Raw genomic sequence first — 23,230 nt, 5'->3', positions numbered from 1 at the left:
AACTCTATTCTCCAATATCAACCTTTTCTTTTGGAACAACGACAAACAACTCTTCAAGCTTATTAAAGTCTACATATGGCTTAACTACCGCTCTCTTCATAATTCCTACATTATCTACTTCTATTGAAACAACTTCTCCAATTCTAATTTCCTTAGGATACATTTCCCCTAATCCAGAAGTCAATATTATATCTCCTTCTTTAATTGCGGAATCAATTGGAATATTAGATAATTCAGTTAATTTTTTATTTTTACTATCTGTTATACCTTGTAAAATCCCCGTTGTTTCATCAGTACTTTCAACCATAGCTGCTACTGCAATATTTTCATTTAAAATAGTTTGAACAATAGCAAAACTTGAAGATGCCTTTGTTACTTTTCCAACTAATCCGGCAGGTGTCATTACCACCATATCCTTTTCAATTCCATCTTTAGTTCCTTTATCGATTATATATCCATTAGAGATATTTCCTCCACTATAGCCAATGATATTACATCCTAAATAATCATAATTTTCATCAGCTTGTGAATAATCGAACATTTCTCTCAATCTTGTATTTTCATCTTTCATTCTTTCGTATTCTATTAATTTATTTTCAAGTTCAGCATTTTTTGCTATAAGCTCTTCATTTTCCTTTTTTACATTAGAAAAGTTAATAAAAAAATCAAAGGAACCCTTTACTTTTTCATTTATTGTATAAACAATCTTTTGTAATGGACTAATAACACCACCAACACCACTAGATATAATATTTGAATTGCTCTTTATACTAAATACAATTATCCCAAAAAAGGCAACTGACAGTACCACTATAGTTACTGCCAGTTTGTTTTTAAAAGGTTTCATTATTGACCTCTTTGAGTTTTGCTTAATTCATCAAAATTATCTAGTGCTTTACCTGCACCTAAAACAACACAATCTAATGGCGTTTCAGCGATATGAACAGGCATATTTGTTTCGTGGTTTATTAATTTATCCAGTCCCTTTAATAAAGCTCCTCCACCAGCTAGCATTATTCCCTTTTCCATTATATCCGCAGATAATTCAGGCGGAGTCTTTTCTAAAGTAGTTTTAATAGACTCAATAATTGCATAAACTGGTTCTTTTAATGCTTCTCTTATTTGATCTTCAGTTATTGTCACTATCTTTGGAAGTCCTGTTATCATATCTCTTCCCTTAATATCCATTGATGCATTTTCTTCATCAATCTTATAAGCTGACCCTAATTCCATCTTAATTTGTTCAGCAGTTCTTTCACCTATCATTAAGCTAAATTCTTTTTTAACATAAGCTATTATTGCTTGATCTAACTCATCACCAGCAACTCTTAATGATTTGCTAGTTACTATTCCTCCTAAAGAAATAATAGCAACTTCTGTAGTTCCACCACCAATATCAACAATCATGCTACCTGTTGGTTCTCCAACTGGAAGCCCTGCTCCAATTGCTGCTGCCATTGGCTCTTCCATTAAAACTACATCTCTTGCTCCTGCAAATTTAGCCGCCTCTTCTATAGCTCTTCTTTCAACTTCAGTAACACCTGATGGATAACATACTATAATTCTTGGACTTGTAAATGCACTTTTGCTTGTTACTTTTTCAATTAACTTTTTAAGCATAGTTTGTGCAACTTCAAAATCTGCAATTACACCATCTTTAAGTGGTCTTATTGCTACAATGTTCCCTGGTGTTCTACCAATCATAAGCTTTGCTTCTTGCCCAACTGCTAAAGGTCTTCTTGTATTACTATTTATAGCTACAACTGAAGGTTCGCTTAATACTATCCCTTTTCCTTTTACAAAAACAAGTGTATTAGCTGTTCCTAAATCTATTCCCATATCTTTATTACTACTGAAAAATCCCATATGAATTCCCCTTTCGATTATATAATTCCTTTTTCTTTTAAACTAACATATTTATTATTACCAATTATAATATGATCTAACAATCCAATTCCTATAATATTTCCGCATTCTTTTAATCTAATAGTGATATCAATGTCTTCCTTACTAGGATTGGGATCTCCTGATGGATGATTGTGACAAACTATTACATTTGCACTTCCTCTTTGAATTGCTTCCTTAAAAACTTCCCTTGGATGAACTATAGATGAGTTCAATGTTCCTTTAAATATATCTTTAGTTCCTATCACAATATTTTTTGTATTTAATAAAATCAATTTAAATACTTCTTGCTTTAAATTAACCATTTCATTAATTAATAATGTTGCGATATCCTTAGGTGATGAAATTCTAACTATCTCTTTTTGAGATTTAAAAGTTCTAATCCTATTAACTAACTCCATCATGGCAATTATTTGGCAAGATTTCACTTTTTTAATACCTTTAATTTTACTTGCTTCCTCATAACTTACATTTAAAAGTCCGTCTAATCCATCAAGCTCAGCAAGCAATCTCCTGCTTAAAGCTATGACATTTTCTCCCTTTGTACCAGTTCTTAATAATATAGCTAAAAGCTCCTCATTAGATAAAGTATCAACTCCAAATTGAAGTAACTTCTCCATAGGTCTCTCATTTAATGGTATATCATTTACCCTAATATTATTCGTCATAAATACTCCTTATAAGTAATAATATACCCATTCCCCCTAATTATAAAACATTCTTTATCATCTTGTTTAATAAGTTTAGTGGAAGTCCTACTACATTATAGTAACAGCCATTTATTTTTTCAACAAATACTCCACCATAACCTTGAATTCCATAGGCTCCTGCTTTATCTAAACATTCTCCTGTTTCTATGTATCTCCATATTTCCTCATCTGAAAGTTCCGAAAAATAAACTTCTGTATAAAGACATTCACTTTCCATTACTTGCTTTTCATTGTTAATAACTGCAACTCCTGAATAAACCTTATGAACATTATTGCCTAATAATTTAAGCATTCTAAACGCATCATCTTTATCCTTCGGTTTTCCAAGTATATTATCATCTATAACAACAATTGTATCTGCCCCTATTATTATAGAATCATTAGTACAATTTAATGCTACTGATTTAGCTTTTCCTTCTGCGAGTGTTTTAACATATTTCTCAATGTTTTTACTAACCGCTACTGTCTCCTCATCAAAGTCACTAATCCTTACTTCAAAATCACTTATTATTCTTGATAATAATTCTTTTCTACGATCCGAAGCAGATGCTAATATAAACTTCAAACATATCACATCCTACAGTTATTTATTATTTATTATTCCCAATTAAACGTTAGTCTTACACTTGACTTTAAAATTTAATTTAAACATAATAAAAAAAGAGGTAAAACACTTGCCACCTATCTTTTTTCTAATATAGTTTATCACTTAATAGATGTTCAAACAAGCACTTTCCTCTTTTTATATATGAATTTTTTGTAGAATATTATATATATTCCCTTAAGATTTTCTTAATTTTTTTACAATTATTGATATTTAATGTCATTATTTTTTTAATTAACTAAAACTTAATAAAATTTTGTATAAATATTGCATTTCATTTGCTACGTCTTCTTTCTTTATTTCTGATGCCATATCATTAATATGATTCTTAAGCTCAGTTAATACATCACTTTTATCCCCTTCATTTATTACATCAAGTTCTTTGACCCATTTCTTAAAATCTGATGTATCTACTGATTTTACATCATCTTTGAATGCCATATCTAATATATTTAAATACCCATTATAAATTCCAGCAATTTGACTTTGTACTTTATCACTTGAACTTAAATCAAATGATACCTTAGCACATTCTATACCGTTACTAGTTAAAGTGTCCATTATTGTTTGCCCCTCTTCTGATGTATATAATCCAGCTATTACCTTAAACTTATCTGATTCATTATATATAAAAGCACCATACCCATTTGATACTTTGCTATACGCCTCTTTTGCATTATCCTCATTAGCAAAATACCCACATTGAATTGCCATAAAACTTGTATTTATACTTCCTTGTGCACTTTCTTGACCTTGTGTACTATTATCAACTTCACTACTTGTTTGAACATCTTCACTATTATCAACTACATTTTCTGCTTCACCGCTATCAATATTTTCACTTTGATTTACCGTTCCAGAATTCGCTTGCGTTTCACCAGCATCATTTAACGGTAAAAAATGTACAATTATATTAGCAAGCATTATCCCAACGATTACAACAAATACACTCATAGCTAAAAATGATAATATAGTTTTTGCAAGTCCACTATTTTTTTTACTTTTCTTATAGTTATACCTTGTATACCTCACTTTCTCATCCACCCCATCTCTAACTTTCTAAAACTTTTACTTATTACATTACAATATATTCATTATTTATCTTATATATACATAATAAAAACTTTTAATTCCAATACCAGTTTGTAAATTAAATTATTAAAGTTCAATCTTTTACTTATACTGTACTAAAAATATTTTTCATAATAACAAAAATGAAGACCTGGTTAATTGTATTGTGTCAAATAGACACCTTCTAATTAACAAGTCTTCATTAAAATAAATTCTAAAGTTTAAATTTATTAAATCTAAATTTAATTCTTTTTTTTATTACTTTATTTCTTTCAATATTCCTAATAAATATTCATAACAATTTTTAACTGATGAGATACTCATGTGTTCATCTGGAGTATGCACATCATAAAGATTTGGACCAAAACTTATCATATCTAAGTCACCAAGTTTTTCATTAAATAATCCACATTCAACTCCTGCATGTATAGCAACAATCTTTGCTTCTTTTCCATACATATCTTTATGAACCTTTTGACATATATCTCTAACTTTTGAATTAGGATCATATTCCCATCCTGGATAATCAGATGTAGTTTCAAACTTTCCACCTAAAAGTTCTACTATAGTTTTACTTCTTAAAACTATTTCTTCTTTCAATGATGGAATTGAACTTCTAATCGCTGAATCAAATTCTACTACTCCATCTTTTGTAGTTAACACTCCTAAATTAGTTGAACTTTCTACTAATCCTTCAATTTCTGTACTCTTAGTATTAATTCCATTTGGATAAATGTATAGTAAATCTACAACTTTCTTTGTACTTTCATCTGTAAACTCTTTGTATGATTTAATATCAGTTACTGATCCTTCAATTTTTAAGCCTGGATCTTGTGCTCTTAACTCATTTTCAATAATATTATTCCAATTCTTTATTACTTCTATTGCAGTATTCTCGTCATTAGCATTAATAGCTATTATTGCTTCTGCCTCTCTAGGTATAGCATTATTTTTAGATCCTCCATTTAAACTAACAAGATTAAATTTCACTTCTCTTGATAATCCCTTAAGTACTCTACCTAAGATTTTATTAGAATTTCCTCTTTCCTTAATTATATCCATACCAGAGTGACCACCCTTTAACCCCGATATATTAATTTTTATTAACTTTTTACTAACAATCTCTTGCTCATCTATATTTAAAGTAGCTGTACTTCTTATTCCACCTGCACAACTAACTAAAAGATACCCTTCTTCTTCATTATCAAGGTTAATCAAAATCTTTCCTTTTAAATTTTCTTTCTTGATTGCCATTGCCCCTGACATTCCTGTTTCTTCATCAGTAGTTAATAATACTTCTATTGGTGGATGTGGAATATCATTTGAGGCTAATATAGCCATTGCATAAGCCACTGCTATACCATTGTCTGCTCCTAATGTAGTATCTGTTGCATATATATAATCATCAACTATTCTTAATTTTAATGGATCTTTTTCAAAATCATGCTCTACGCCATTATTTTTTTCACATACCATATCCATATGACCTTGAATAATTACTGTAGGTGCATTTTCATATCCTAGCGTACCTGGTTTCTTTATAATAACATTTAATGCTTCATCTTGTATGCTTTCAAGACCTAATCCTTTACCAAAGTTCAACAAATAATCACTTATTCCTTTTTCATTTCCTGATCCTCTTGGAATATTAGAAATCTCTTCAAAATACTCAAAAACCGCTTTTGGTTCTAAATTTTGTAAATTTTTCATTTTTAAGTCTCCTCACTGTTTAATTATGTTAAAATAATTATATATCAATTAGTGCAACATAATCTATATAAAACAAATTTATTTTATTATTTTATAATTTTTATTTTTGATAAAGTGAGGTGTTTTTATGCAAAAAACTAAAATGATTTTTACAATTGGTCCAGCAAGTGATGATGAAGATACTTTGACGCAATTTATTAAAATTGGTATGAATGTAGCTAGATTAAATTTTTCTCATGGAACACAGGAAACTCATAAACAAAAAATAGACTTAATAAAAAAAATACGAACTAACCTTAATACCCCAACTGCAATAATGCTTGATATTAAAGGCCCTAAAATAAGAACTCATAATTTCATAAATGATGGAGTTGAATTAAAAGCAAATCAAACCTTTACCTTTAAATGTGGTACTGAAATATTAGGCAATGCCCAAGAATGTTCTATTTCTTACTCTCAATTATATGAGGATGTAAATGTTGGAGGAACTATATTAGTCGATGACGGATTAATTAACTTTGAAATTATTGATATAAAAGGAAAAGATATAATATGTAAGGTATTAAATGATGGAGTTATCAAAAATCACAAGGGCGTTAACGTCCCTAATGTCAGTATTAATTTACCATCTGTAACTGAAAAGGATAAGGCTGATTTAGTTTTCGGCTGTAAGATGGGTGTAGATTTTGTAGCAGCCTCTTTTATCAGAAAAGCTTCAGATATTAAAGAAATAAGAGAACTTCTCAATAATAATAATGGAAATAATATTCAAATCATAGCTAAAATAGAAAGTCAAGAGGGTGTAAATAATATTGATTCTATTTTGGAACAAGCTGATGGAATAATGGTTGCTAGAGGTGACATGGGTGTTGAAATCCCAATAGAAAAGGTTCCTATTATTCAAAAGAAAATTATAAAAAAATGTAATGAATCTGGGAAAATAGTAATTACAGCAACTCAAATGCTTGATTCAATGATAAGAAATTCTTTACCTACTAGGGCCGAGGCTTGCGATATTTGTAATGCTATTTTTGATGGAACAGATGCAATTATGCTAAGTGGAGAAAGTGCTAGTGGACAATATCCAATAGAAGCAGCTAAAACTATGTCTAAAATAGCCAAAGAAACTGAACTTCATTTAGATTATAATTATTTAAATCAACGTTTAAAAGAACCTGCAATGTATGATTTTGCTGAAGCTATTAGCTACTCTACTTGTAGAACATCTAATGTTCTTAATGCTAAAGCAATCGTTGCTGCAACTAACTCTGGTTCAACAGCAAAACTTGTTTCTAAGTATAAGCCAAAATGTCCTATAATTGCTATTACTCCTCACGAAGAAGTAATGCGTGGATTAAGCTTAAATTTTGGTGTTCATCCTGTTTTATGTGAAGAATTTGCAACTACTGATGATATTTTAAATGAATCAAAAAAGATTGTTACAGAATTGAATTTAGCAGATAAGGGTGACGACATTATTATTGCTGCTGGTATGCCAACAAACTACACTGGTGGAACAAATATGCTTAAAATCGAAAAACTATAGGTTCTTGATTGACTAACGAAAAAATTAAATGTTATCTCTACGTGATTAATGAAATCTCACTTTGAATTTATATAATTCAACGGCTCAATTTCAATATTCCCTTCGATATAACATTTAATTTTTTTCTAGTTCCACAAAGTTAACTAAACTTTAACCTAACACTGACTATTCTAATAACATAAATCAAATTACCTAAGCTTAATAAAAAAGTAATGATTTTATGAAAAGGAGGATATAAATTCTTAACGAAAATTATACTAATTCCTGTAGATAATATCATTACTTTTTTACATTTACCCTTAATTAATTGAATAACCCGCTGAATAGATCTCCTAGTGTAACGTCACCATCATTATCATTGTATTGTAAGTATTCATTTGATCTTTCAACAGCATCTTTAATACTTAAAGAAATTCTCTTATTTTCTTTATTAATATCAAGAACCTTAACTTTAACCATTTGTCCAACTTCAAGAGCATCTGAAGGTTTAGCTATATTTTCATCAGTAATTTCATTGATGTGAACTAACCCTTCAACACCTGGAAATAATTCTACAAATGCACCAAAAGACATAAACTTAACTACTTTACCTTCTAATACATCTCCAGCTTTTATACTATCAGCATGTACCTTCCATGGTTCTTTATCTACATCTTTTAATATTAGTGAGACTCTTTCATTTTCAGCATCTACATCACCTACAAATACCGTAACCTTATCTCCTTCATTAACAACATCTTCAACTCTTTTAACTCTTTCCCAAGCTAAATCATTAATGTGAATTAATCCTGTTATTCCACCAATATCTACAATAGCACCAGCTTTTATTATCTTCTTAACTGTACCTTCCCTTTTTTCACCACTCTTAACACTTTTCCAAAGCTCTTTCTTCTTTATATTGTAAGCTTCTTCTTCTAAAATTCTTCTTGAAGCAATAACCTTTCTGTTTCTTAAATCTAATTCTGTTAATCTTACTTCAATTTCTTTTCCTAGTAAAGTTTTAAGTTCTATTCTTTCTCTTGAAGCTAAAGAAGCTGGTATAAATACTCTAATAGATCCATAGTAAGCAACTAATCCACCCTTAACTTCTTCCTTAACAATAACTTTTATAGTTTCTTCTTTATCAAAAGCTTTCTTTAAATCTTCTTTTTCAGTAATTTGAAGCGCTCTTAATCTAGAAAGCTTAACATATCCTTCACCATCATTCGGCGAAATAACGTATACATCTAATATATCTCCTGGTTTAACAACATCAACAGGTGAAACGTCTCCAATAACTAATTCTTCCTTAGCTATTACACCATCGAATGCATAATTAATATTAACAGTCGCTTCCTTATCATTAACATCTATAATTTGACCTTTTAATATATCTCCTGAATTAATTCTTTTTACATCAAATTCATTTAAAAGATCTCCCATTGAATTCTCATTTAATTCAACTGACATAACTAATCACTCCTTTGTAAAACATATCACTTTCAATTTTAAGTCACCAGTAAATTTTATACAAGTAAAAGAAGAAAAAAAGCTACTTTGTTTATATAATCCCCCTACAATGGCAGATTTCTTATCTTAACTGTCTACCCTATAGGGGAGATATTAAAGGAAACTCGACTCCTTTCAGTCGCTGAGTAAGTTCAATTGACAAAATATTAAATTTTGAATTTCACTTAGGAAACTCGACTCCTTTCAGTCGCTGAGTAAGTTCAATTAACAAAGTATTAAATTTTGAATTTCACTTTATATTATAATAATTCTTTTTCTTTCTTAATAGCGTTATAACAATAATTTATTATGTCACTTCTTTTTATTATTCCAATAAATATTCCTTCATCATCAACCACTGGAACGAAGTTTTGAGTAGTCGCTAATCTAATGATACTTTCTACATCAGCATTAATAGAAACACTCTTATGCTTTGTTCTTATAGCTATTTCACTTACTTTAACATTTTCAGTATTTTTAAAATTAAGATTAGCTGTATTTTTTAACTTCCATAGTAAATCACCTTCAGTTAAAGTTCCTACATACTTTCCTTGCTTGTCTATTAACGGTATTGCCGTATAACCATGATGCTCCATTCTCTCAATTACTTGTCTCATGGTTGCATCTATATATTCATAAATAACCTCACTTTTAGGAGTTAAAAGAAATGCAATATTCATATCTTCTGTCCTTTCCTTTAAATCTTACTTCTCTTTAATTTTATCATATATAAAATGTAAATGTTATATATCATAAAACTTTTAATAATTTATTTATTTTATTCATTATTAATTATAAATTTTATTTTTTAATTTATTTTCATATCTTAGATAATCATATTCATCTATAACAGTAGCAACTTCCTTATAAATCTCCTCACCACATAAACTTTTCTTTACTATAAGTTCATCTAAAACCCTACTATTACACTTAGAACAAGTGCCTAATGATATAAATCTCCATCCAACTACGCTAAACGGATAATCAATTTCTAACTTCTTTTTGCATTTTGGACACACTTGATTTATTTTTTCGTAATTTAATTCAATACCTTCTAATGATCTTACTTCTAAAGCTGGCATTTTAAAAATATCTTCTACTATGTAATTTTTCACAGCTCGTGAATTATACATATTTTTAAACACATGCGCTGTGTAAATACAATCATTTAAAGCGTCATGTAATAAATCTTCATTTACTTTTATTTTTAATGCTTTAAGAGCATTTTTTAAACTTAATGACTTTCTATATCCAAGTATTTTAGTTACATACTCTTGAATATCCAAATAATTATCTATCCAGCTTAAATCATCATATCCATAGTAATTAGCATTTCTTATTATTTCTGCAATATCATCCTTTGCCCATGAGCAAATGATATCTCCCTCATTAACCATTTCTTTCAATTTGTTAATCCCCTCAACAAATCCTACTCCATTTTCTAAATCTTTAATATTAATTTTAGTTATTTCTAAGATTTTAGGATTTATGACTGGAATAACAGATGGTTTTATATATACCTTTAACTCTTCACAAGGCTGCATATGTGCATCTAACTTTACTGCCCCTATTTCTATTATTTCATTATCCAAATCTAAATTTTTTAAATTTGGATTGTCATTATAAACATTTGGTATACATTTATGTATACCACTTAGATTATTAAACTCTAAATCAATTATTATAAAAGCCACCCTTATTCCCCCACTCTCTTTACTCTTCTATATCAATACCTGCTAACTTCATTAAATGTTTTGCATTTTGAGTCTTACTCATACCTCTCCTAAGTACATAGTCAAAGTTTATTTTATTATTTTTATAATATTCTCTGAAATTATAATTAACTAACCAACTTTTTTCATTTTCTAAATCACATAACTCTAAATCATGAGTTGATACCAATCCTACACCTTGAAGTTTTACAAGCTGTTCAATTAAAATTCTCGCACCATCATGTCTATCTTGCGAGTTAGTTCCCTTAAATATTTCATCTAATAAGAAAAATACCTTTTCACCATTTTGTGCTGCTTCTATAACTAATTTTATTCTTAATATTTCAGCATAAAATGATGATATATTTTCATCTAAATTATCCTGTGTTCTCATACAAGTATAAATATTACTTATTCCACACTTAAATCTTTTTGAAAAAGTAGGCAATCCTAAATAAGTAAGTACCATATTAAATCCTATAGTTCTTAAAAAAGTACTCTTTCCTGACATGTTTGATCCAGTAATTAATGCAACCTTCTCACTACCTTTAAGGTTGAAATTATTAGCCTTCGCTCTTTCTCCTAATAAAGGATGTGCTAATTCAACAGCTTCAATTTCATTAGCTCCCGAAATAGTTGGATAAGTCCATTCTTCATGTTCAAACGCTATTGTAGAAAGACTTGCAAGAGCTTCTACTTCTCCCATATCTTCAAGCCATTTCTCTAACTTATATCCATTTTTAATTCTCCACTCCTGTAAGTTACTTAAAATAAAAATATCACTCATAAAAAATACATTTATTAATAAATAATAGGCATTAGAAGTACTATCCCCTAACCAAGAAATAATATTTTTTAACTTTTTCATTTCACTCTTGCAGTTAATATTTGAACTTACTAAATCCTTTTGAATATCTAGTAGCTTTTTAGAATAAAATTTTTCATCTTGTATAATTGAAAGTAATTTACTGTACTTCTCTATATCTTTCTTATTATTTATAAAAATATCAATTACATCACTTAATCTTTTTGTTAACAATTTAATAACTAAGTAATTAATAACTAAATCTAATATTAAATATGAAATGGATAATCGCCCAATAATGGTTAAAAATAATATTATGCATGTAATTACAATAAATATATATGATATATATTTAACTGTAAAATTATTTTTCTCTTCACTTAAAGCCCATTCTAACAATTCTTTAAGTTTTTCTTTTTTCTTATTTTCTATACTTGCCTCAAAATAAATTCTTTCACAGAACTCCCTTTTATCTGCTAATTCTTTAATTGCTTCTTGCTCTTCTTCTATTTCATACCTATTAGGTAATGAATTCATTATCATCTTACTAGCAAGTTTTTTTCTTCCAAACTTAGTCTTAGTTAAATTAATCCATTGAAATAAAGAGTTTTTACCGAATATGTCTAAATCACTTGAAAACTTATGATTTCTATCAATAAATTCTTCACCTATATCACTAAATTCCTTCCAAGTATTATCTAATCTCTTTAGTCCTTTTTCATTATACTCTAATATAACTAGTAACCTTTTTTTGCAATTTATCCGTTCATTATGGAAAAATGCAACTATTATAAATAATATTAAGGAAATTAAAAAACTGCCTCCTATTGCCTCTATACTATTTTGCTTATAGAAATAATACATCATTCCAATACATAAAATAACAATTATAAATCTTAACGTTGAAAAAACTAACAATGTCTTCTCTAATTTTGCTAATTTTTCTTTAACTCTTTTTATATTATCATTGTAATAATTTAATGCCTTTTCCATTCTTGATACCTCTTAAAATAATTCTATAATCAATAGTTTAGACTATTTTTCCCATTTAATCCATAATAATTTATTGATTACCACTTATAACTTAATATATTTATGTTCAATGCTATTTTTTCTAACTACATTTTCTTCTCTTCTTTGACAAGTGAACAAAATATACTGCTCAAAATTTCCCCTTATTAAATACTTAATTGTCTTTTCCATACGTATATCATCATATTGAACAAATGCATCATCTAAATATATAGGAATTTTTTTATTTTTAAATATCATTTCTATAAAAGCTAACCTTAAAGATAAATATAATTGATCATTTGCTCCATTGCTTAGTATATCTGCTGATAATATATTATTAGCATCTTTTACTTTCATCTCATAAGTGTCTGATACCATAACATCCTTGTATTTATTATTAGTTAACTCTTTAAAAGAAGAAATAACATTTTTATTAAGAATCGGCCCAAAACTTCCTCTTATCTCATTATAAACTTCATTTAATATTTCATCGGTAATATTACTAGCCTTAAGATACTTTTCAGACTCTTCTATATAACTTTCAACCGCTTTGATTTCCTCTTCAATAGTTGGAATATCTCTCTTACCATTAAATCTATTTTTTATTTCATTTTCTATATCTTTTATTTTCTTTTCAACTTCAACAAGTCTTATATTTTTTTCTCTAATAGCATCATCTATTTCATCTTCATTTTCGTAAGAATAATTAGTATTTATATTTATTACATCACTTAACTCTTCCTTTATTGCTTCAATATCTTTTCCTCTAGTTAATGCTGAATATGCTTCTTCAACGGATGTGAGGCTTTTATTTATTTCATCTCTTTTTCTTAGCTTATCCTCTAGTTCTTTAATAATTTCATCAACATCAACTAAATTCACATTATTAAATCCTATAGAACTCAAACTTTTATTTAACTTTTCTTCTCTGATTAATAATTGTTCTTTAGTTCTATTTAAATTTCTTTTTAAATTATTTATTTCAATTTCTAAATTAGTAAATCCTTTAGCTAACTCTTTATATTTATAAATCTCAGCAATTAATTTTTCTAAACTACTTAATGATGAAACCTTTAAGTACTCTTCTATCTCATTATTAACTTCCTCATGGTCACGTAAAGCCTTATCTAATGATAATAATTTCCTTTGCGCTAATTTTTCATTCATCTTACTATTAATCTTTTCTTGTAAGCTTAAATAATCATCATAAACTTTTAATTTTTTTAATAATTCTGTATAGTTATTAACATTTAATTTATCACAATATTTATCTAATTCTATTTCAATTTTTCTAATACTTTCATTTAATTGATATGTTGTTTTGTTTTTTCCTAATCCTAATTTACTAGTATATATATTAGCACCTAAAAAAAATAATATAACTATGCCAATTATATAAAATATAAACTTAATAGAATTATTAAGGGATATACCTAAGGTAATGCTTATTAATGATACTATTCCTAATAAAATTAAAAACATTGTATTTTGTACAGTAACTTCACTTTTATTTTCCATTATGAATTTTAAACTTTTCAACTTATCTTCATATCTTACAAATAGTTCCTCTATATCACCCTTAAAATTTTTAATTTCTATTGCTGAACCTATTAGTTTTTGTGCTTCTTTTTCCTTAACCTTTAAAAATTCAATTTCACTTTCTATCGAATTATTTATTTCAACCTTTTCATTTAATAATTCATTTTTTATTTTTAATGCTTCTAAATTACTTAATATATTTTCAGGTAAGTTCTCCATATAATAATAATTACGTAATGGAGTTTTTAAATCCATTAATTTCTCTTCTTTAATAGAAATTCTTTCTTCTTCTTCTTTAGTTATATCTAATAAGTTTAAATACATAGTATATTCTTCTTTAAGATTTTCTATGAAATTATAATTTATTATTTCATCTTTAAATTTTAATGATTTACTTATTGATACTTCTTTATTTTTTAGATCTTCTTTCTTCTTAAAATACTCTGCTATTTCTTGATACTCTTCTTTTATTTTTATCTTTTTTAAGTATTTTTTATATATTTCCAAATTAGCAACTTCTTTATTTAAATTTTTCTTTTCTTCATTTAATTGAATTAATTTTTCTTCATTATCTATATTATGATTTGATAATTTATAAGCTTCATATCTTTCACTAAGCAAATCACTATATTTGTTTCTTAAACAATCAAGCTTTCCATTTTTTCTTACATTTGATATAGATTTTTTATATTTATCTAGCTTATTAAATGCTACATCTACAGATACTTGTCCTTCTTCAGTTCCTATTGAATTTGATAGTTTGTCTAATATCTCTTCTTCTTTATCCCTTTTAACTCCTACACCTAATTGTCCAATAAATAATGTATTTACAAATGTGGCTCTATTTATATTAAAAAAATATCTTCCTGGTTCATCTTTATTAATAAAACTTATTTCTTCACCAGTAATAGCATCTATAATAATTGAAACATCCTCTTTTTTAGTTCTTCCGAATTTTCTTCGTATTATATATTCCTTATTTTCATGTAATATACTAAGTTCCCCACTTATAGCTTCACCACTATTAGGTGTATATTTAATTCTTTCATTTAACTTATAATCTTTACCTTTATAAGAAGAAAAACCATACAACCAAACTTTTATAAATGCTTGAATAGTGCTTTTACCAGCTTCATTTTCTCCATATATTATGTTTAATCCTTTATTAAAATTTATTTTTTTATTTTTAATTCCACCAAAAGCAATTATATTCACATTTCTAATAATCATTTAAATTCACCTCTTCTTCTGAAAGACATTGAATTCCTAATTTTAATGCAAGCCTTAATAACTCTTTTTCATCATCACCACTTGCTTCTTCTATCTTCTTCATTATTTTAGCTACAAACTTACCCTTTACAGAATAATCCTGACTTACCTGATCTAAATCTACTGCAATACTCGTAGTATTAATAATCTTTATATAGTAAAATTCTCTCTTTATTTTTTCACTTAATATTCTTTCATTTAAATAAAAATGCTCTTTTATCTCCCCTTTTAAAATTATCTTATAAAAATTTTGCTTGAAATTATCATCATTTACCTGAGACAATATCTTTGATATTAATTCATCATAAGTATTAATATCACTAATATCTATTTCTTGAGTTATATATTTTCTTTTACAAATAGGTTTAAAATAAAGTGATACTCCTCCACAGTATACATCTCCAATAATTACTCCCTTTTCTCCTTCTTCATCAAATCCCCGTCCTTGAGGGCAACCACTATATGCATAATAAGTGTTTCCTTCTTTAAGAATTCCCGAAAATTTATGTCTATGTCCTATTGCAATATAATCTAAACCTGATTTTCCTATTTCATTTAGATAAATTGGATTATATTCATTTTTCGCATTTCCCTTTTCCACTTCACCATGAATAACCATAATATTTATCTTACTTCTATCTACATTAATTTCTTTTAATAAGCTTTCATGCTCATAATTAGCATTAAATCCAGCGCCCCAAACTACTAGATTCAGCTCACTAACTTCTTTATATTCAAGTTCTCCTTTAAATATATAAACATTATCGGGCCAATTAATCATCTTATAAAATGACTTTTCGTTATAAGGATCATGATTTCCTGGTGAAATAAATACTTTTACATTTTCTATTTTCTTTAATTCATTTGCTATAAAAAATAAGGTATTCTTATTAACTGTTAAATTATCAAAAACATCCCCTGCAATAAGTAATACCTCTACATTTTCTTTTACGGTTAAATCTATTATATTTTTAAATACTTCTAACAGTTCTTCTTTACTATTTTCTGAAACTTCTTTTGTAAGCTCCTTAAAAGGTGTATCAAAATGCAAATCAGCACAATGTAAAATTTTAACTTGTTTCATACTATCACCTACTTTGCGAACTTTTGTTCATATTTTACCATTTTTATGGGCATAAGAAAAGAGCTACATTATTGTAGAACTCCTACTCTAATGTAACTCTTCTCTTTTTTGAATGATAGTTTAATTTTCTGGTGGTATTTCACCCATAACAGTACTCACCCTCTCGAAGTATTGTTTCCTCTAATTCGTTAGTTTTGTACCCGTTAGTGGTTTTCTACTTTAATCCACTTTCGTATTGTTCTACCATTCTCTTAACCATTTCACCACCAACGGAACCACATTGTCTTGAAGTTAAATCACCATTGTAATCAGTGAATGGTACACCCATTTCCGCTGCAACTTCATTTTTGAATGCGCTTAATCCTTGTTTTGCTTCTGGAACTAATGCTTTTGACATAATGAATTCCTCCTTTGGCTTCCGGTATTTTGTAAACATAACTTAAATTTATTTAAGTCATATCTTGTTTACACTATTATATTAACCACTATGAATTTTTATATTACAAGTAAATAATACCTATAATTTATTAATTTGGATTTATCTCAACTGTTTTCCTTATTAGTAATCTTCTTCAGTCTCTTAACTATAAAATCTCTTGCAATTGCTAAGACCATTCCTATTTGAAATGATAAAGACACAGAAATAACTTGAAGATAATTAACTTTACTCGTTTTATATACTATAAATGTTTCAATTACCCATACCAAGCTTGCCATTAACGAAGCTTTCTTTCCACCTATTAGTGAACAAATTATTATACTAAAAAATATTACTCCTTGTATTTGAATAAAGCTCATTGATTCACCTCATATTAAAATAATTTATCTTAAGTTCTATCCAAATTACAATATTTTAATCATTATCATTTTTACATATAAGCCTAAACTTACACTGACTACATTTATAACTTTTTTCTGTTTTTTCAAAAACACTTTTTTCTTTAGGTTTATTTAAACTAATATCATCTAAATAATAATTTATAATTTTTAAATCTTTATCAACTTTTGCTTTTATATATTCAATATCTTCACATTTAAATATGATTTCCTCTACATTACCATCTAATAAATATTCAATTCTCCCCTTAATTTTTGAATAATGAACATCATATTTTTGAATTACATACCATGCATAAACAAGCAATTGTTCCTTATCATCTTTAGAAACTTTTCCTGTTTTCCAATCTACAATTACATAATAACCATCAAAGCTTTTATATAATAAGTCTATTTTAGAATAAACCTTTAAGCCTTCATAATTAAAACTATTAAATATATCTTCATCATTTTCTATAATTATAGTTTCCTCATTCAATATATCTTCAAAGGTTTTGGAAACATAAAAACTATTAACGCATTGAATTAATCTTTCTTTTAATTCTTCTCCTGTTTCATTAGATATTTTCCCACCATAATAATATTCTTGAAGCATATTACCTCTAGGATACTCATCCCATTCCTTTGTATTATATTTATTAATACTCTCTCTAATAATTCCCCTTAGCTCATTTAACGTAATTTCATTAAATCTATTTGCATTCATAAACTTACTTTTATCTTTTTTACATATGTTAATTATTCCTCTAATCTGCTTATGAACAACCTCTCCAAAGCACATCCACAAATTAGTTAACTTTTTCAATCTCCAAGCTATTTTTTGTTCATCTGTACTATTAAAAATCCATCCATTATGACTTCCATAGTACGTATAATAATATTCTCTTTGACAAGAATCTAATGTCTTCATTCTCGAAATTGACCAAGATTTTTCTGGGTATTTACGTTCTTCATATCCTTCACTCATTTTCCATTCTCCTATTTATTACATAATAATATTTTTATTATACTTCCATATAAATATATTTTTAAATTAATAAAATAAAAATTTACTTTCTTAATTATAGTATAAATTATGTTTCCATCAGTTCAGAATAAATTTTGTTGATTTACAAAAAATATTATTAAATTTAATTATTGGAGGTTAATTATGAAAAATTTTTCTTTTAAATTACTAATCTGTATCAGTTTATTTTTTATATGTAGTTCACTAGTTTCTGCTATCCCACTAATTTCTTCTAAAAAGAATGAAGTATTAATTGTTCGTGATGGTAGCTCTAATGTTGGTCTACCTGATAGATTTAGAGATATTCCTACTTTAAACATTTCTGGAAGCGCTCAATTTACTAAAGAACAAGCAAAAAACTTAAAGGATTCTATTGCAAAAGAAAATATATGCATTGTAGATTTAAGACAAGAATCACATGGAATGGTAAACGAATTTGCTATAAGTTTTTTTGATAGATATAAGGACTTAAATAATGGCTTTACAACGGAAGAAACTATTAACACAGAGAACTCTTTATTAAACAAAATTAAAATCGGTAGCACAGTCCCACTCTATAGACGTACCGGTGCTCCTATTCAAAATTTAACTGCTGATTTTGTTAGTAATGAATCTACTGTAGTTACAGATTCAGGAATGCAATATAAAAGATTTGCCGTAAAAGATAATGGTGCACCAACACCTACTATTGTCGACGAATTTGTAGAATTCATAAAGAATAAACCTGATGATTTACACCTTCACTTCCATTGCGATGCTGGCGAAGGAAGAACCACTTCATTCATGGTTATGTATCAAGCACTTAAAAATACTAGTAATTTATCATTAGACCAATTATTAACTTATCAATATAATATTGGTGGAATTAATCTTCATGATAACTCTACTCAATTAGAATTCTTAAAAGACTTCTATAATTATGTTGAAAAAAATAAATCCGAAAATTATTCAACACCTTACTCTGAATGGATTAAACAATCTTAAAATTTTCTTTTTTAAGTAGTAAGTAACAAGTTAAGGATGAATTTCTTATAATTTTTCAAAAATATATCTACCTAAATTAAAATTTAGATTAACTTCTTTCTTAACTTGAAACTTACCGCTATTCAAAATTCTTATTTATTAATATTAAATTTTTGTACTTCTCTTTCTATTTAACATTATTTTCACGTGCTACAGTAATAACTCTTTGAATATGCATAGTTAAGTAAACTATCTCATCGTCATTTACATAATAATTATTATTTTTCAATATATAATCACCTATCTTAACTGCACATTCATATGCTTCTGGATATGTTGTTGAAATCATCTTAATAAAATCGGAATCGGTACTATTATTTTGATTATTATTCACAATACGTTTTGCAAAATACTTTAAGTGAGTTAATAATCTATCATAATTTAACTCATCCTCATCTAATTCTATTGCAAAATTATATTTAATTATATTTAATATATCTTTAATAATTTTAGTTGAAGTTATAGATTTCATTGTTGTCTCTCTATATCCTGCATTTACAAAATGTAGTGCAATAAATCCAGCTTCATCTTCTGGCAATTCGACCCCTAATTTTTCATTTATATAATCAACTGCCCATAACGAAACCTTAAATTCCGCCCTATGCACTCTTCTTATTTCGCTTAACAACTCATTTTTTATTATAATTCCACTTCTAAACCTTTTTACAGCAAATGCAATATGATCTGCTAGCGAAATATAAATTTGCTTATCTAATACTGTATTAAGCTCTACAATAGCATAAGTAATTATTTCATCAGTAAGTTCAAATATTCCATCCGGAATTTGATTGATTAACTTTTTAATTTTATTTCCTAGATTTTCATCATCCACTATAAATGTCTTTTCAATTTTCTTTTCATCTATTTGTTGCCCCGGCTTTTTATTAAATGCTATTCCACTGCCCATAAGTATTACTTCTTTTTTAGTCTTAGGATCAATTGAAACAACAACATTATTATTTAAAACTTTTTCAACTATCATTTATAAAACTCCCCTTATGGTACTAAAAAAATAGCCTAAACTAAGATTGCTCCCAATTTAGGCATATTACATTAGTATTCTAACACTTTAAATATTTACTTGTCAATTAAATGAATTAAGTCTAATACTTGTATAATACGTAAAAAGACTTAGCATTTTATGCTAAGTCTTTTTTAAGTTTGGCAGGGGTACTAGGAATCGAACCTAGCCTAATAGTTTTGGAGACTACTGTACTACCGATATACGATACCCCTTCAACATTGACTATTTTACCATGACCTTATAATTATTGTCAACTGAAAATATTATCCATCCCACACCTAAGGAAGTGGGCTTTTCGCTTAATTTATTGTAACTTCCCTTCCGATACTCCATTTATTTTTTATTTATTACCAGCTGAAAATCACTAAACCTAATCTAATTTAAATTAGTTAATTATCTATGTTGCAAATAGCATCAGCTTTATTTTTGTGCTTTACTATAATGAACAATTTAGTTAGCAACTTCGCTAATTACCTTTTTTAATACTACTGCTCTTATTGCATCATATGTTATTTCTGATGGTACTATTTCTTTTATATCTTTTAATTTATTATATCCTACTTCATCTATTGCATTTAATATTATTTTTTCTTCCTCATTATCGAAAATTTCATCAAAATTTATCTTGAAGTCAACTTCATTTCCTTCGGAAATATATTGCTGTATATGTCCCATTATTGTCACCAATGCTAAACTTCTTTCTTTAGCAATTTCTTTTAATGTTTTTCCTAACTTAATATAGTCAACTGTAATGTCATAAGATTTTCTTTTTTCTCCATCTTCTTTGACTTTACTAGATTTTTTATTGTCATCATTATCTAAAACTTCATCAAACGATATATTAGCGCTCTTAGCCTTTCTAAATCTCCAATTAACTTCTATATTTTTTTCTTCAATATATTCTTTAATCTTAGTAATAAATGTAGCACCATATTTATTTAGCTTCGAATTACCTACTCCACTTATATCTAAGAACTGTTCATCAGTTATTGGCATCCTATTACTCAATTCCTTTAAAGTCGAATCTCCAAATACCATATAAGGAGGTATTTTTTCTTCTCTTGAAATCTCCATTCTTAATTCTTTTAATATCGTAAATAATTCATTTTCTTCAACTTTAATCTTCTTAATTACTTGTTCCTTAACAAATACTTGCTTTTCACCTTTTACTATATCCATAGATAATTGATTTAATTTCAAAACAGGATATTCTCCTTTATAATTTAAATACCCATGTGAAATTAACATATTTATAAATTCCGTTAATGCATCCTTTGTATAATTTTTTACTATTCCATAAGTAGATAATTCATCAAATCCCAATTCATATACCTTCTTATTTTTAGAACCCCTTAGAACATCTACAACCATACCAATACCAAAACGTTGTTCCATTCTATAAACGCAAGATATTACTTTCTGAGCATCTATACTTTTATCAACTAACTCTCCTGGGGTCTCACAATTACTACAGTTATTACACTTTTCATCGTACCCTTCACCAAAATAATTTAATATATATTTTCTATAGCAATCTTGTGTATAAACAAGATTTATCATTGTTTGCAACTTTTCAAGTTCATTTTCTTTTCTTACAGTACTTTCCGTTGCTGTTTCAATAATATATTTTTGAGTTTGAACATCGCCAGGTGAAAATAACATTATACACTCACTATCCTCACCATCTCTTCCTGCTCTACCTATTTCTTGATAATAACCTTCAATATTTTTAGGCATATTATAATGTATTACATATCTAACATTAGGTTTATCAATTCCCATACCAAATGCATTTGTTGCAATTATTACATTTACCTTATCATAAATAAAGCTTTCTTGAGCTTCTTTTCTATATTCATCATTTAATCCAGCATGATACTTTTCCACTTCTAATCCTTTAGAACTTAATAAATCATATAGGCTATCAACTTCTTTTCTAGTAGAGCAATAAATTATACCTGATTCATCTTTATTACTATTTATATAGTCTAAAATGTAATTTTTCTTATTTACACCTTTCTCTATTATTATCTTAAGATTTTTTCTATCAAAACCAGACATAAATACCTTTGGATTATTTAATTCTAATAATTTGATTATGTCATCTCTAACCTCAGCAGTGGCTGTTGCTGTGAATGCTGCAACTATAGGTCTGTTTCTTAAAAGTGAAACTACTCTACTAATTCTCCTATAACTACCTCTAAAATCATGTCCCCATTGTGATACACAATGTGCTTCATCTACAGCTATCATAGAAACATTAATACTAGCTATAAGCTCTAAAAATGACTGTGATTCTAATCTTTCTGGTGCGACATATAGTATTTTTATTTCATTTTTTGCAGCTTCATCTAAAATATTATTTATTTCATTATTGTTTAATGAAGAGTTAATATATGCTGACTTAATCCCTAAATTATTTATATTATCAACTTGATCTTTCATAAGAGATATTAATGGAGAAATCACTATTGTTATACCATCTAACAACATCGCAGGTACTTGATAACAAATAGATTTACCTCCACCTGTTGGCATGATAGTTAAAACATCATTACCATTTAGTATTTCTCTTATTATATTTTCTTGACCTTCCCTAAATGAAGCATACCCATAATATTGTTTTAATATATCTAGTGCTCTATTCATAAATTCTCCTTACTAATCAAAGATATTTTTCCTCTTAATTATTAACATTACTAATAAATTTATTCAAACATTTGTTCACTTTGTGTAGTATCACAAATTTATTTTATCTTTTTTTATAAAAAATAAAAAAAGCTAGCAAGAAAATCTTACTAGCTTCTATGGCAGGGGTACTAGGAATCGAACCTAGCCTAATAGTTTTGGAGACTACTGTACTACCGATATACGATACCCCTT

The 23,230-nt window shown here is 27.4% G+C and carries 19 protein-coding genes and 2 tRNA genes; 2 read left to right on the top strand and 19 right to left on the bottom strand.

From position 1 onward, the window contains the following. Positions 1 to 4 precede the first annotated feature (4 nt). The 6 genes from mreC to I4V63_RS10200 all read right to left on the bottom strand — a co-directional run bounded on the left by mreC (position 5) and on the right by I4V63_RS10200 (position 6,000). Positions 5 to 847, bottom strand: coding sequence for a rod shape-determining protein MreC (mreC, locus tag I4V63_RS10225; RefSeq protein WP_196001156.1), 843 nt, complete (start codon positions 845 to 847; stop codon positions 5 to 7). Further along, the gene (locus I4V63_RS10220; protein WP_207746551.1) at positions 847 to 1,866 is read right to left on the bottom strand and encodes a rod shape-determining protein; all 1,020 of its coding nucleotides are present in this window, start codon (positions 1,864 to 1,866) and stop codon (positions 847 to 849) included. Before I4V63_RS10220 ends, mreC begins: the two co-directional genes overlap by 1 nt. A gap of 17 nt (positions 1,867 to 1,883) precedes the next feature. Continuing rightward, positions 1,884 to 2,573 carry a DNA repair protein RadC gene (gene radC, locus I4V63_RS10215; RefSeq protein ID WP_196001155.1) on the bottom strand — a complete coding sequence of 230 codons (690 nt, stop codon included), beginning with the start codon at positions 2,571 to 2,573 and terminating at the stop codon, positions 1,884 to 1,886. Between the two features lie 40 nt (positions 2,574 to 2,613). Beyond that, the gene (locus tag I4V63_RS10210) at positions 2,614 to 3,180 is read right to left on the bottom strand and encodes a Maf-like protein (protein WP_196001154.1); all 567 of its coding nucleotides are present in this window, start codon (positions 3,178 to 3,180) and stop codon (positions 2,614 to 2,616) included. Between the two features lie 273 nt (positions 3,181 to 3,453). Next, positions 3,454 to 4,251 carry an SPOR domain-containing protein gene (locus I4V63_RS15925; protein ID WP_196001153.1) on the bottom strand — a complete coding sequence of 266 codons (798 nt, stop codon included), beginning with the start codon at positions 4,249 to 4,251 and terminating at the stop codon, positions 3,454 to 3,456. A gap of 297 nt (positions 4,252 to 4,548) precedes the next feature. Continuing rightward, positions 4,549 to 6,000 (bottom strand): aminoacyl-histidine dipeptidase, encoded by a 1,452-nt coding sequence (locus I4V63_RS10200; protein ID WP_196001152.1) that lies wholly within the window; start codon positions 5,998 to 6,000, stop codon positions 4,549 to 4,551. 127 nt (positions 6,001 to 6,127) lie between these two features. Between I4V63_RS10200 and pyk the strand changes: the two genes are divergently transcribed. Continuing rightward, positions 6,128 to 7,546 (top strand): pyruvate kinase, encoded by a 1,419-nt coding sequence (gene pyk, locus I4V63_RS10195; RefSeq protein ID WP_196001151.1) that lies wholly within the window; start codon positions 6,128 to 6,130, stop codon positions 7,544 to 7,546. A 303-nt stretch (positions 7,547 to 7,849) separates the two neighbouring features. On the opposite strand, the gene rpsA is transcribed toward pyk, so the two are convergent. From rpsA to I4V63_RS10150, 9 genes are all read right to left on the bottom strand, one after another. Next, positions 7,850 to 8,995, bottom strand: a complete 1,146-nt coding sequence (gene rpsA / locus I4V63_RS10190) for a 30S ribosomal protein S1 (RefSeq protein WP_196001150.1) — start codon at positions 8,993 to 8,995, stop codon at positions 7,850 to 7,852. A 299-nt stretch (positions 8,996 to 9,294) separates the two neighbouring features. After that, complete coding sequence (locus I4V63_RS10185) at positions 9,295 to 9,714, bottom strand: CBS domain-containing protein (protein WP_196001149.1); 420 nt, start codon at positions 9,712 to 9,714, stop codon at positions 9,295 to 9,297. Positions 9,715 to 9,822: 108 nt separating this feature from the next. Then, positions 9,823 to 10,728 (bottom strand): 3'-5' exonuclease, encoded by a 906-nt coding sequence (locus I4V63_RS10180; RefSeq protein ID WP_196001148.1) that lies wholly within the window; start codon positions 10,726 to 10,728, stop codon positions 9,823 to 9,825. Between the two features lie 19 nt (positions 10,729 to 10,747). Further along, positions 10,748 to 12,544, bottom strand: coding sequence for a DNA mismatch repair protein MutS (locus I4V63_RS10175; RefSeq protein WP_196001147.1), 1,797 nt, complete (start codon positions 12,542 to 12,544; stop codon positions 10,748 to 10,750). Positions 12,545 to 12,628: 84 nt separating this feature from the next. Further along, positions 12,629 to 15,334 (bottom strand): AAA family ATPase, encoded by a 2,706-nt coding sequence (locus tag I4V63_RS10170; protein WP_196001146.1) that lies wholly within the window; start codon positions 15,332 to 15,334, stop codon positions 12,629 to 12,631. Further along, on the bottom strand, positions 15,324 to 16,457 hold the full coding sequence (locus tag I4V63_RS10165; protein WP_196001145.1) for a DNA repair exonuclease: 1,134 nt from the start codon (positions 16,455 to 16,457) through the stop codon (positions 15,324 to 15,326). The genes I4V63_RS10170 and I4V63_RS10165 overlap by 11 nt, the downstream gene beginning before the upstream one ends. 214 nt (positions 16,458 to 16,671) lie before the next feature. Beyond that, complete coding sequence (locus I4V63_RS10160; RefSeq protein ID WP_196001144.1) at positions 16,672 to 16,854, bottom strand: alpha/beta-type small acid-soluble spore protein; 183 nt, start codon at positions 16,852 to 16,854, stop codon at positions 16,672 to 16,674. A gap of 146 nt (positions 16,855 to 17,000) precedes the next feature. Further along, positions 17,001 to 17,255 carry a hypothetical protein gene (locus I4V63_RS10155; RefSeq protein ID WP_196001143.1) on the bottom strand — a complete coding sequence of 85 codons (255 nt, stop codon included), beginning with the start codon at positions 17,253 to 17,255 and terminating at the stop codon, positions 17,001 to 17,003. A 55-nt stretch (positions 17,256 to 17,310) separates the two neighbouring features. After that, positions 17,311 to 18,261, bottom strand: a complete 951-nt coding sequence (locus I4V63_RS10150; RefSeq protein WP_196001142.1) for a PD-(D/E)XK nuclease family protein — start codon at positions 18,259 to 18,261, stop codon at positions 17,311 to 17,313. 183 nt (positions 18,262 to 18,444) lie between these two features. On the opposite strand from I4V63_RS10150, the gene I4V63_RS10145 reads away from it, so the two are divergent. Further along, positions 18,445 to 19,284 carry a phosphatase gene (locus I4V63_RS10145; RefSeq protein WP_196001141.1) on the top strand — a complete coding sequence of 280 codons (840 nt, stop codon included), beginning with the start codon at positions 18,445 to 18,447 and terminating at the stop codon, positions 19,282 to 19,284. 166 nt (positions 19,285 to 19,450) lie between these two features. Here I4V63_RS10145 and I4V63_RS10140 read toward each other — a convergent pair whose 3' ends face one another. The 4 genes from I4V63_RS10140 to I4V63_RS10125 all read right to left on the bottom strand — a co-directional run bounded on the left by I4V63_RS10140 (position 19,451) and on the right by I4V63_RS10125 (position 23,229). Continuing rightward, positions 19,451 to 20,305, bottom strand: a complete 855-nt coding sequence (locus I4V63_RS10140; RefSeq protein ID WP_196001140.1) for a PRD domain-containing protein — start codon at positions 20,303 to 20,305, stop codon at positions 19,451 to 19,453. A 180-nt stretch (positions 20,306 to 20,485) separates the two neighbouring features. Then, a tRNA-Trp gene (locus I4V63_RS10135) sits at positions 20,486 to 20,559 on the bottom strand. 238 nt (positions 20,560 to 20,797) lie between these two features. Beyond that, positions 20,798 to 22,996, bottom strand: a complete 2,199-nt coding sequence (recQ, locus tag I4V63_RS10130) for a DNA helicase RecQ (RefSeq protein WP_196001139.1) — start codon at positions 22,994 to 22,996, stop codon at positions 20,798 to 20,800. 159 nt (positions 22,997 to 23,155) lie between these two features. Further along, positions 23,156 to 23,229 (bottom strand) — tRNA-Trp (locus I4V63_RS10125). Position 23,230 lies beyond the last annotated feature (1 nt).

The sequence above is a fragment of the Clostridium sp. 1001271B_151109_B4 genome, from assembly GCF_015670405.1.
Taxonomy (GTDB): Bacteria; Bacillota; Clostridia; order Clostridiales; family Clostridiaceae; genus Clostridium.
The sequence above is the reverse complement of the archived record's forward strand: the minus strand, read 5'-3'. Positions and strand labels throughout refer to the sequence as shown.